This window comes from Pseudomonas sp. TWR1-1-4, assembly GCF_049897165.1.
GTDB classification, from domain to species: domain Bacteria; phylum Pseudomonadota; class Gammaproteobacteria; order Pseudomonadales; family Pseudomonadaceae; genus Aquipseudomonas; species Aquipseudomonas canadensis.
Genome location: NZ_JAFCVS010000003.1, coordinates 41274 through 53571, shown reverse-complemented (window position 1 = coordinate 53571; position 12298 = coordinate 41274). Strand labels below are relative to the sequence as shown.

Sequence of the window (12298 nt, the reverse complement as noted above, 5' to 3'; positions counted from 1 at the left end):
GGAGACTCGCCATGTACCAACATTTCATCGAAGGCCTGCAACGCCTGGGCCGTGCACTGATGCTGCCGATTGCGATCCTGCCGATCGCCGGCCTCTTGCTGCGCCTGGGCGACACCGATCTTTTGAACATCGCGGTGATGCACGACGCCGGGCAGGCGATCTTCGCCAACCTGGCGCTGATCTTCGCCATCGGCATTGCCGTGGGGTTTGCCCGCGACAACAACGGCACGGCCGGTTTGGCGGGTGCGATTGGTTACCTGGTGATGGTCTCCACGCTCAAGGTGATGGACACGTCCATCAACATGGGCATGCTTGCCGGTATCGCCAGCGGCCTGATGGCAGGCGGGCTGTACAACCGCTTCAAGGACATCAAGCTACCGGAGTACCTGGCGTTCTTTGGTGGACGACGGTTCGTGCCGATCGTCACCGGGTTCAGTGCGGTCGGATTGGGCGTGATCTTTGGTTTGATCTGGCCGCCGATCCAGCACGGCATCAACAGCTTCGGCGTGTTGTTGATGGAAAGCGGCAGCCTGGGTGCGTTTGTGTTTGGCGTGTTCAACCGCCTGCTGATTGTCACCGGGCTGCACCACATCCTCAACAACATGGCGTGGTTTGTGTTCGGCACCTTCACCGATCCGGCCACCGGCGCGGTGGTGACGGGCGACCTGACCCGCTACTTCGCTGGCGACCCCAAAGGCGGCCAGTTCATGACCGGCATGTTCCCGGTGATGCTGTTCGGTCTGCCTGCCGCGTGCCTGGCGATGTACCGCAACGCCTTGCCCGAGCGCCGCAAAGTAATGGGCGGGATTTTCCTATCGATGGCGCTGACCTCGTTCCTGACCGGGGTGACCGAGCCGATTGAGTTCGCGTTCATGTTCCTCGCACCGTTCCTGTACCTGATCCATGCGGTGCTGACCGGCCTGTCGATGGCGGTCACCAATATGCTGAATATCCACCTGGGCTTTACCTTCTCCGGTGGGTTTATCGACATGGTGCTGGGCTGGGGCAAGTCCACCAACGGCTGGCTGGTATTCCCGGTTGGTTTGGCCTATGCGCTGATCTACTACAGCGTGTTCAACTACTGCATTCGCCGCTTCAACCTGAAAACGCCGGGGCGGGAAGATATCCAGGTGGTGCAGGCTGAGGTGATGACGGATAACCAGCGCGCTACGGCCTACATCCAGGCCTTGGGCGGTGCGCAGAATTTGCTGAGCGTTGGCGCCTGCACCACGCGCCTGCGGTTGGACATGGTGGATCGCAACAAGGCGGTGGATGCGCAGCTGAAAGCCCTGGGTGCCATGGCGGTCGTCCGGCCAGGTAACGGCGGCAGTTTGCAGGTGGTGGTCGGGCCGATGGCAGACAGCATTGCCGATGAGATTCGGTTGGCCATGCCTTCGTTTGTTGCCAGTGCGCCGGTGGCGGTTGCGTCTGTGGATAAACCGGTGGCGGTGAATGTGCAGGAAGCCGAGAAGTGGCTGAATGCCTTGGGTGGCCGAGGGAATGTTCGCCAGTTGGAAGCGGTGGCGATGACGCGGTTGCGGGTGGAGTTAGGGGATGACTCGGTGTTGTCTGAAGCTGACCTGACGGCTCTGGGTTGCCAGGGTGTGAGCCAGCTGGAAAGCGGTGTTTGGCACTTGTTGATTGGTGACAAAGCGTCGGGCTTGGGTGACGCGTTGGAGCGGTTGGTCAGCGGTCGCCAGATTGTGGCTGGGGCCTAACAAATCTTTGCCTGAACAGGCCCCATCGCGGGCAAGCCCGCCTCCCACATTTTTTATCTGTGAATACATTCAAAATGTGGGAGCTGGCTTGCCAGCGATTGGCCTTAACTGGCGACTGGAGTGTTGAGACCAGGAATCTCATTCATGTCCAACACATGATTTCGGCGGGCTTGCAGTCCCGGTCGCTGAATTGGCAGCGACTGGTGAAGATTAGTGAGAGGAGTTCCGAGGGACAACCTGAAAGACCTGTGGGAGAGATCTGAGGCGCCTGTACCGACGCCATCGCAGGCAAGCCAGCTCCCACAGTGATTGATGTACGACATGACAACGCGGTCGAATGTGGGAGCCGGGCTTGCCCGCGATGAGGCCCTAACAGCCGACAAAAAACCCGCTGACCAAACTGGCCCAGCGGGTTTCGTGTTTATGCAGCCAACGAATCAAAAATCCGCCAACTGCCACACCTCATACGCCGGTGTCTCATACGGGTGACTGAGTTTGAGCGCCGCCACTACAGCCACGATCAACTCGTCCGCCACCACCAGCTCAACCTTCCATTCTTCAACCACTTCAACCTGGCCCACCTGCCCGATAAACGGCTGGCTGCCGTCCAACGCGCGGAATTGGCCCTGGCCCAGCACTTGCCAGGCGCAGCTGTCGTAGTTGCCGATGCGCCCGCCGCCAGCGGCAAAGACGGCGGTCTTCACCGTCTCCACGTGGCTGTCGGGCACAAAGAAGGCGAGCTTGTACACCGTCTTAGTTCACCCACACGCGAGCGTTACGGAACATGCGCATCCAGGCGCCGTCTTCGTTCCACTCTTCCGGACGCCACGAGTTCTGCACGGCGCGGAATACACGCTCCGGGTGCGGCATCATGATGGTCACGCGACCGTCGCGGCTGGTGAGGCCGGTGATGCCGCGCGGCGAGCCGTTCGGGTTGGCCGGATAGGTCTCGGTGACCTTGCCGTGGTTGTCGACAAAACGCAGGGCGACGGTGCCGGACAGGTCGGCTTCGAGCAACGCTTCTTCGCTTTCGAACTCGGCATGGCCTTCACCGTGGGCAATGGCGATTGGCATGCGCGAACCGGCCATGCCTTGCAGGAAGATCGAGTTGGACTCCTGCACCTGCACCATGGCGACACGGGCTTCGAACTGCTCGGAACGGTTGCGCACGAAGTGCGGCCAGAACTCGCTGCCCGGGATCAGTTCGCTGAGGTTGGACATCATCTGGCAACCGTTGCACACACCCAGGGTGAAGCTGTCGTTGCGCTCGAAGAAGCCTTGGAACGCATCGCGGGCACGGCTGTTGAACAAGGCCGACTTGGCCCAGCCTTCACCGGCACCCAGCACGTCGCCGTAGGAGAAACCGCCGCAGGCTACCAGGCCTTTGAACTCGTTGAGGTCAACGCGACCGGCGAGGATGTCGCTCATGTGCACGTCGATCGCATTGAAACCGGCGCGGTCGAACGCAGCCGCCATTTCCACCTGGCCGTTGACGCCCTGCTCACGCAGTACGGCAACCTGTGGGCGGATACCTTTCTTGATGTAAGGCGCGGCGATGTCCTGGTTGACGTCGAAGCTGAGCTTGGTGCTAAGGCCCGGGTTGTCTTCTTCCAGGATCACGTCGAATTCCTGTTCGGCGCAGTCGGCGTTGTCACGCAGGCGTTGGATCTGGTAGCTGGTCTCGGCCCACTGGCGTTGCAGCAAGCGGCGCTGGCCAGCAAACACGGTGTCGCCGTTGAACGAGATGTTGATCTCGCCGTTGTTGATCGGCTGGCCGATCACGGCCACGCAGTCGTCCAGGCCAGCGGCGCTGAATTGGGCGAGTACGTCCGGTGTAGCGTCTTGGCGAACCTGGATCACCGCACCCAACTCTTCGTTGAACAGGATGCCGTTGATTTCGGCAGCATCCTCGGCAACGCTGTCGAGCACGATGTTCAGACCGCAGTGGCCAGCGAAGGCCATCTCGACAACGCTGGTCAGCAAACCACCGTCGGAACGGTCGTGGTAAGCCAGCAGGTGGCCGTCGGCGTTCAGGCCCTGGATCACGGCGAAGAAGGCTTTGAGGTCTTCGGCGTCATCGATGTCCGGTGCCTGCTTGCCGAGCTTGCCATGGGTCTGCGCCAGGATCGAGGCGCCCATGCGGTTCTGGCCACGGCCCAGGTCGATCAGGATCAGGTCGGTGGTGCCCTTGTCCATGCGCAGTTGCGGGGTCAGGGTCTGGCGGATGTCAGTGACCGGTGCGAAACCGGTGACGATCAGCGACAGCGGCGAGGTGACCGTCTTGTCGATGCCGTCTTCGTTCCAACGGGTGGCCATGGACATGGAGTCCTTACCCACCGGAATGGTGATACCCAGCTCAGGGCAAAGCTCCATGCCGACCGCCTTGACGGTGTCGTACAGGCGCGCGTCTTCACCCGGGTGGCCGGCAGCGGACATCCAGTTGGCCGACAGTTTGATGTCGGACAATTTACCGATGCGCGAAGCCGCGATGTTGGTGAGGGTTTCACCAATGGCCATGCGGCCCGACGCCGGGGCGTCGAGCAGGGCCAGCGGTGTGCGCTCGCCCATGGCCATGGCTTCACCGGTGTAGACGTCGAAGCTGGTGGCGGTAACGGCAACGTCAGCCACCGGAACCTGCCACGGGCCGACCATTTGGTCACGGGCCACCAGGCCGGTGATGGTGCGGTCGCCGATGGTGATCAGGAAGCTTTTGCTCGCCACGGCCGGGTGGTGCAACACGCGTTCGATGCTGTCGGCCAGTTCCAGTTGGCTTGGGTCGAAATCATCGCCCAGCTCGGCTTCACGTACAGCCGAACGGTGCATGCGCGGGGCTTTGCCCAGCAGCACTTCCAGCGGCATGTCCACCGGGCTGTTGCCGAAGTGGCTGTCGGTAACCGTCAGCTGTGGCTCGGCAGTGGCTTCGCCGACTACCGCAAACGGGCAACGCTCGCGTTCGCAGATGGCCTGGAAGCGTGCGAAGTCTTCAGCGCCGACTGCCAGAACGTAGCGCTCCTGGGATTCGTTGCTCCAGATTTCGTGCGGGGCCATGCCCGGCTCGTCGTTAGGAATGTTGCGCAGTTCGAAACGGCCACCACGGTCGCCATCATTGACCAGTTCCGGGAAGGCGTTGGACAGACCACCCGCGCCGACGTCGTGGATGAAGCTGATCGGGTTCTTGTCACCCAACTGCCAGCAACGGTCGATGACTTCCTGGCAGCGACGCTCCATCTCTGGGTTTTCGCGCTGTACGGAAGCGAAGTCCAGGTCTGCCGAGCTGGTGCCGGTGGCCATGGAAGAAGCGGCGCCGCCGCCCAGGCCGATCAACATCGCCGGGCCGCCGAGCACGATCAGCTTGGAGCCGACCAGGATCTCGCCTTTCTTGACGTGTTCTTCACGGATGTTGCCCATGCCGCCGGCCAACATGATTGGCTTGTGGTAGCCGCGCACTTCATCGCCACGCGGGGTGGTGATGGATTGTTCGAAGGTACGGAAGTAACCGGTCAGCGCCGGACGCCCGAATTCGTTGTTGAACGCGGCGCCGCCCAGCGGGCCTTCGATCATGATGTCCAGCGCGGTGACGATGCGCTCAGGCTTGCCGTACGGCACTTCCCATGGCTGTTCAAAGCCTGGGATCTGCAGGTTGGACACGGTGAAACCGGTCAGGCCCGCCTTTGGCTTGGCGCCTCGGCCGGTAGCACCTTCGTCACGGATTTCGCCGCCGGAACCTGTGGCTGCGCCCGGGAACGGGGCAATCGCGGTCGGGTGGTTGTGGGTCTCAACCTTCATCAGGATGTGCACCGGCTCCTGCACCGCGCCGTACTGGCGGGTTTCAGGGTCCGGGAAGAAACGGCCGGCGACGGAGCCGACGATCACCGAGGCGTTGTCTTTATAAGCCGACAGAACGCCTTCGCTGTGCATCACGTAGGTGTTCTTGATCATGCCGAACAGGCTTTTTTCCTGGCTTTCGCCGTCGATGTCCCAACTGGCGTTGAAGATTTTGTGACGGCAGTGCTCGGAGTTGGCCTGGGCGAACATCATCAGTTCGATGTCGTGCGGGTTGCGCTTCAAGCCGTTGAAGGCGTTGACCAGGTAGTCGATCTCGTCTTCAGCCAGGGCCAGGCCCAGCTCGGTGTTGGCCTTCTCGAGGGCGGCGCGGCCACCGCCGAGCACGTCAATCGCGGTCAGCGGCTTGGGCTCGGCGTGGCTGAACAGGCCGGCAGCCTGTTCCAGCTGGCTGACGATGATCTGGGTCATGCGGTCGTGCAGGCTGCTGGCGATCAGCTCGGCTTCGCCATCGCTGAACTGGCCGGCGACGTAGAACGCGATACCACGCTCCAGGCGCTGGATTTTTTCCAGGCCGCAGTTGCGGGCGATATCGCTGGCCTTGCTCGACCAGGGCGAGATGGTGCCGAACCGCGGCAGAACCAGGAACAAGCGGCCATTAGGCTCTTGAACCGGAACGCTTGGGCCGTACTTCAGAAGGCGTGCCAGCACTTGCTGTTCGTCGGCGGTCAACACGCCGGTAACGTCGGCGAAGTGAGCAAATTCAGCGTACAGGCCTGTAACAGCTGGAACCTTTTGGCTCAGTTGCTCAAGGAGTTTGCTGTGGCGAAAGGCAGAAAGGGCAGGAGCGCCGCGCAGGATCAACATCTTCGGGACAGCCTCGGGAAGGGGGTGTGCTTTGAGGCCGTGCATTCTAGCGTAAACCGCCGCCAACGGCACCCGAAACGCTACCGGTGGCTGCTGCCGGACGTCAGTTGGCCGGATTACCCCCCTTTAGAGGGGGCATGCCCGGCATCCGGCGCAGTTATTTTAACCGTCACAATCGCGCGCCAAGCCCCGTTTCTGCGGGCTGCAGCACAGTTTTACCGGCGCTAGCAGACAAGACCCGCGCTGTCGAGATATGGCGCCGTGGGCCGTTTGCGTATACTGCGCAGATGTTCTCCCCAACTGCTTTGCGCCCGCGATGCGCCAAATGGCTCATCGCCACCGGACTCTTCCTGATGCTCAGCGCCTGTGTTGATAAACCCAGCACGCTCGAGCGAATCAAGGAGGATGGCGTATTGCGGGTGGTCACCCGGAACAGCCCGGCGACCTATTTCCAGGACCGCAACGGTGAAACCGGTTTCGAATACGAACTGGTCAAGCGCTTTGCCGATGACCTGGGCGTGAAGCTGGAGATCGAGACCGCCGACAACCTCGACGACCTGTTCGGCCAACTGGGCAAACCCAACGGCCCGGTTCTCGCAGCGGCCGGCCTGGTCAGCAGCGAGCAGCGCCAGACGCAGGTGCGTTTCTCCCACCCTTATTTAGAAGTCACCCCGCAGATCATCTACCGCAACGGCCAGTCGCGCCCGACCAACGCGGCCGATTTGGTGGGCAAGAAGATCATGGTGCTCAAGGGCAGCACCCACGCCGAGCAACTGGCGGCGCTGAAAAAGCAGAATCCTGCGATTGAATACGAAGAATCCGACGCCGTTGAGGTGGTCGACCTGCTGCGCATGGTGGACGAAGGGCAAATCGACCTGACCCTGGTGGACTCCAACGAAGTGGCGATGAACCAGGTGTACTTCCCCAACGTGCGCGTGGCGTTCGACCTGGGCAACGCCAGCAACCAGAGCTGGGCGGTGGCCGCCGGTGAAGACAACAGCCTGCTCAACGAGGTCAACAGCTACCTGGATAAAGTCGAAAAGAACGGTACGTTGCAGCGTCTGAAAGACCGCTACTACGGGCATGTCGATGTTCTGGGTTATGTAGGCGCCTACACCTTTGCCCAGCATCTGCAGCAGCGGTTGCCCAAATACGAGAAACACTTCCGCGCTTATGCCAAGGAAGAAAAGGTCGATTGGCGCCTGCTGGCAGCCATCGGCTATCAGGAGTCACTGTGGCAGCCGGCCGTCACCTCCAAGACCGGCGTGCGCGGCCTGATGATGCTGACCCAGAACACCGCCCAGGCGATGGGCGTGTCCAACCGCCTGGACCCCAAGCAAAGCATCATGGGTGGCGCCAAGTACCTGGCCAAGATCAAGGATGAATTGGACGACAGCATTGCCGAGCCGGATCGCACCTGGTTTGCCCTCGCCGCCTACAACGTCGGCACCGGTCACCTGGAAGATGCCCGCACCTTGGCCAAACGTGAAGGCCTGAACCCGAACAAGTGGCTGGACGTGAAGAAGATGCTGCCGCGCCTGTCGCAGAAGCAGTGGTACAGCAAGACCCGCTACGGTTATGCCCGGGGTGGTGAGCCGGTGCACTTCGTGGCGAACATCCGGCGTTACTACGACATCCTTACCTGGGTGACCCAGCCGCAGTTGGAAGGCAACCAGGTGGTCGAAGGCAACTTGCATGTGCCGGGTGTGGACAAGACCAAGCCGCCAGAAGATAACCCGCAGTTGTAAGACACACTCCCAAACACCGCTCCCACATTTGGATCTCCACTAGGCTTAAAGGCCGGTGAGTAGATGCACCACTCCGCCCGTCAGCACCATCACACCTGGCACCCCCGCTGCCTTTAACGCCGTAGTATCCACCTTCGCCACATCCTGCAACTGCACCCTCACCCGCGTCAGCGCCACACGCTGCTGCGACTTGAGGTTATCCGCCCCACCCAACGCGTTCAGCACCTCGACCGACAACAGGCTCTGCGTCGGCGCAGTGGCCGTCTCGGCAATCAAATCCGGCGTCAGGGCCTTCCAGAACGCCCGCTGCAATTTCTCGAACATACTCAGTGCTCCACGACAGGTGAGGTTTCTACGGTGGCCGCGTGATATTGGCGCAAGGCCTCACGCACCTGGGCGGCTTCTTCCAGGCCCAGGACCTGGCGGGCAATGATCTGGCAGTCAGCCAGGTCCAGCTCGCGCACAGTGGCTTTGATGGTGGGGATCAACGGCACGCTGACCGACAACTCGTCCACACCCAGCCCGATCAATACGGGTACCGCCAGCGCCTCGGACGCCAACGCGCCGCACACACCCACCCACTTGCCATGGGCATGGGCGGCCTTGACCGTGGCGGCAATCAGGCGCAGTACCGCCGGATGGAAGCTGTCGGCCTGACTGGCCAGGCGCGGGTGGTCGCGGTCCATGGCGAGCGTGTACTGGGTCAGGTCGTTGGTGCCGATAGAGAAGAAATCTACATGGGGCGCGAACACATCCGCCATCAGCGCGGCGGACGGCACTTCAATCATGATGCCCAGCTTTGGCAACTCGGTGAGCCCCAGCGCCAGTGCTTCCTCTTCAAGGATCCTGCGCGCCAGGTGCAGTTCCGACAGCAGGCTGATCATCGGCAACATGATGTGCAGCCGTGCAAAACCGGCGCTGGCGAGGATCGCGCGGAATTGTTCGCGCAGCAGTTCCGGGCGTTCCAGGCACAAACGAATGCCGCGCAGACCGAGGAAGGGGTTGGTCTCGGCGTCCATCGGCACATAGGCCAAGGGTTTGTCGCCACCCACGTCGAGGGTGCGCACCACCAGGTTGCGCTCGGTGCCCAGGGCACGGGCGATCGCGGTGTAGGTCGCTGCCTGTTCGTCGGGACTTGGGGCACGGTTGCGATCCAGATACAGGAACTCCGATCTCAGCAGGCCGACGCCTTCGCCGCCGAGGGTCAGGGATTGCTCGACTTCCTGCAACGAAGCCACGTTGGCAGTGACTTCAACGTGATGACCATCGCGGGTAGTGGCAGGTAACGACGCCTGCGCCACATCGCGCTGATGGCGGAGCACCTGTTGTTTACGCGCAACGTCCAGCTGCTCGATTTCGGCCAGGTTCGGTTCGAGGTGCAGCTCGCCTTTGTCGGCGTCGAGCAGCACCTGCTTGCCATTGGCCACCGCCAACACCTGAGCCGAAACACCGCAGATAGCCGGCAGGCCCAGGGCACGGGCGAGGATTGCGACGTGGCTGGTCGCGCCACCACCGACAGTGACAAACCCCAGCACCTTGCGTGTGTCAAGGCTGGCGGTCTGTGAAGGCGTCAGTTGTTCGGCGATCAGGATCGCGCGCTCCGGCAACTCCCAGGCGCTGTCTTGGATGCCCAGGATCAGTTTCAGCACGCGCTGGCCGACGTCCGCCAAGTCTGCCGCACGCTCAGCGATCAGCGCGTTGCCCAACCCCTGGAATAGCTTGATGGTCGCGAGCGTCGCACTGTTCCAGGCGAACGCGGCACTCTTGCCTTCAGCCAGTAGGCGGTGGGCATGTTCCAGCAAGGTCGGGTCTTCGAGCAACTCCTGATGCGCGCGAAAAATCTCGGCCTGAGCGCTGCCAGCCGCCTTGTCCTGCAAAACCTGCAACGCTTCAGTGGCGGCGAGCAAGCCGCGCGTCAAAGCAGCGCGTTCCGTTGCTTCATCCGTGCCTTGCGCCGTGATGATTAACTCCGGTTCGGTCACTTGAACGACCTGACCAAACGCCGAGCCCGGTGATGCGCACACGCCCCGCAGCAAGGTTGCCGGCGACTGCGTTGCGACCGGCTCGGCAATGCTTGCCACTACCTCGCCACAGCCTTCAGCCAACAAGACCACCAGCGCCTTGATCGCCGCCTCGGCGTCCTCGCCCGCCGCGCTCACTTGCAAGGTATCGCCCTGCACGGTTTGCAACGCCATGATCGCCACCAGCGATTTGGCGTTGGCACTCTGGGTTTGCTTGTGCAGGTAAATACTGGCGTTGAAACCTTTCGCCGCCTGGGCAAATACCGCTGCCGGGCGGGCGTGCAGGCCGTTGGCGTTGGGCAAGGTCAGCGGCTTGGAGAACACTGCATCGCCCTCCTCTTCGTCCGCTGCTTCCACGACCGCACTTGGGGATAACTGCAACAGCGGCTGGCCCATTTGCACCAGGCCGTCCGCCAACAGGCTGAAGGGCTCGCCGCTGACCACCAGCATCAAGGTCAGCAAACTGCGTGCGTTGAGTGCCACGTAGTCGGCATCGAATTCGATCAACGGCTGCCCGACCTCCACCCGCTGGCCTTCCTGCACCAACCGGGTGAAACCCTGGCCCGCCAGGTTCACGGTGTCCAGGCCGATATGCATCAGCACCTGGACGCCGTTGTCGTCGGTGACACTGACCGCATGCCCACTGTCCTGAATATTGCTGATCACCCCGGCCAGCGGCGCGCAGAGCGTCTGCGACGTGGGGTCGATGCACAGGCCATCGCCGATCAGGCGGCTGGAGAAAACCGGGTCCGGCACCTTGTCCAGCGCCAGCAGCACACCCGACAAGGGCGCCAGCAATTCCAGGGGTTGAGTTGTGGTCATGACTTCACCTGCTGTTTTGTTCTGTAGATATCATTGAGCGGAGGAAGGATTACTTCCACCAGTACTCAACCTGCACGCCAAAGTTCGACCCATGTCGCGCCGTGCCATAGGCACCGGTATCGGACAACGCCGACCCCGCCGCCAATTCATTCGCCGCACGCTTGGCCGCTTCGTTCCAGGTTGCATAGGTGTAGTACAAGCGCACCTCCGGACGAGCCCAGAAATCCGGGCCTTTGGGCGACCAGGTCGGGGCGAAGGTAAATTTGCTCAGCTTGCGCGTTCCGCCCGTGGCCTCGACTTGATCATGCCCAAGCTCGGTGACCAGTTTGAATTGCTCGCTGATGGCGTATGCCGGGCGCACACCGAGGGACATCCAGGTCTGGTCGCTTGAGCCTGGGCGAATGTCTTTCTGATACACGGCCTCGATCTGCCCGCCAAAACGCGGGGTCACCTGCCAGTCGAAAAACTCCACGGCGCGGTAACTTTTGCTGCTGTTGTCCAGGAAGGTATTGCCGGTGTAACCCAGGCCGGTGCCGGGGCCCTCGCCGTACTGCAAAGCGAACTTGTTCTTGCCACCGAGGAAAGGTTTTTGCACGTGCTGCGCGGTGATCGCCCAACCGCTGTTGGTGTCGCGCCCGCCGGCTTTTTCGATGTAACTCAAGCCCAATTCCAGCTCACCGCCGGGGTTGGTCTTGAAACCTGCGACGTTGAAGTCGTGACGGGTGGCGTATTCCTTCTGGTACAGGTTGTCCTTGCGGGAAATCGCGTAGCTGTACTTGAGGTCGCCGATCAGCACGTCCTCGATCCCCCCACCCGTGGCGCTCTGGTTCCAATAGTAGAAGTCTGAGATATGGATGTCGTTTCGTTTGTAGTAACGCCGACCGGCCCACACCGAACCGCCATTGAGGCTGGGCAGGTTGGACCATTGCGCATACATCTGCGGCATGCGCGCCGAGCCATTGTTCTCGCCCTGGAACTTCAGCTCACGGTCGTACTTGTTGTAGAGCGATGCCATGGCATCGACGCTGAGCACCGAGCCGTCGTCGAGGGTGAGCAGGTCCTGGCGCAGTTCCAGCTCGGCGTATTGTTCGCATTCGTTACCCAGGCGGTATTTGGATTGCGCCCCCGGCAGTTGGAAACATTGCTGTGGACCGCTGCCCGTCGAGGTGCCCGCGCCGCTGCGCAGGTAACCGGCAAATTCCAGGGCTTGAGCGCCAAACGGCAGGCTTAGACAAGACGCAACGAGGCCCAGCTTTATTCTTGTTTTCATAAAACGCTCCTAATATTTTTTCTTATTGTTATTGCGTGGTGCACGCTCCCTTGTAGGAGTCGGCTTGCC

The 12298-nt window shown here is 61.6% G+C and carries 7 protein-coding genes; 2 read left to right on the top strand and 5 right to left on the bottom strand.

Annotation, left to right across the window (positions count from 1 at the left end; translation table 11 throughout):
* Nucleotides 1-11 precede the first annotated feature (11 nt).
* Nucleotides 12-1718 (top strand): N-acetylglucosamine-specific PTS transporter subunit IIBC, encoded by a 1707-nt coding sequence (gene nagE, locus ACP7C6_RS08555; protein ID WP_028617824.1) that lies wholly within the window; start codon nucleotides 12-14, stop codon nucleotides 1716-1718.
* 437 nt (nucleotides 1719-2155) lie between these two features.
* Here nagE and ACP7C6_RS08550 read toward each other — a convergent pair whose 3' ends face one another.
* Nucleotides 2156-2467 (bottom strand): NGG1p interacting factor 3 protein, NIF3, encoded by a 312-nt coding sequence (locus ACP7C6_RS08550; RefSeq protein ID WP_028617825.1) that lies wholly within the window; start codon nucleotides 2465-2467, stop codon nucleotides 2156-2158.
* Between the two features lie 4 nt (nucleotides 2468-2471).
* Nucleotides 2472-6368 carry a phosphoribosylformylglycinamidine synthase gene (gene purL / locus ACP7C6_RS08545; protein ID WP_426108620.1) on the bottom strand — a complete coding sequence of 1299 codons (3897 nt, stop codon included), beginning with the start codon at nucleotides 6366-6368 and terminating at the stop codon, nucleotides 2472-2474.
* A 287-nt stretch (nucleotides 6369-6655) separates the two neighbouring features.
* Between purL and mltF the strand changes: the two genes are divergently transcribed.
* Nucleotides 6656-8116, top strand: a complete 1461-nt coding sequence (gene mltF / locus ACP7C6_RS08540; protein ID WP_426108619.1) for a membrane-bound lytic murein transglycosylase MltF — start codon at nucleotides 6656-6658, stop codon at nucleotides 8114-8116.
* 45 nt (nucleotides 8117-8161) lie between these two features.
* On the opposite strand, the gene ACP7C6_RS08535 is transcribed toward mltF, so the two are convergent.
* The 3 genes from ACP7C6_RS08535 to ACP7C6_RS08525 are packed head-to-tail and all read right to left on the bottom strand — an operon-like array spanning nucleotide 8162 to nucleotide 12229.
* Nucleotides 8162-8440, bottom strand: a complete 279-nt coding sequence (locus ACP7C6_RS08535; RefSeq protein WP_028617828.1) for a PTS transporter subunit EIIB — start codon at nucleotides 8438-8440, stop codon at nucleotides 8162-8164.
* Nucleotides 8441-8442: 2 nt separating this feature from the next.
* Nucleotides 8443-10959 carry a phosphoenolpyruvate--protein phosphotransferase gene (gene ptsP, locus ACP7C6_RS08530; RefSeq protein ID WP_426108618.1) on the bottom strand — a complete coding sequence of 839 codons (2517 nt, stop codon included), beginning with the start codon at nucleotides 10957-10959 and terminating at the stop codon, nucleotides 8443-8445.
* Nucleotides 10960-11008: 49 nt separating this feature from the next.
* Nucleotides 11009-12229: a maltoporin gene (locus ACP7C6_RS08525; protein ID WP_028617830.1), complete on the bottom strand. Its 1221-nt coding sequence runs from the start codon at nucleotides 12227-12229 to the stop codon at nucleotides 11009-11011.
* Between the last annotated feature and the right edge of the window lie 69 nt (nucleotides 12230-12298).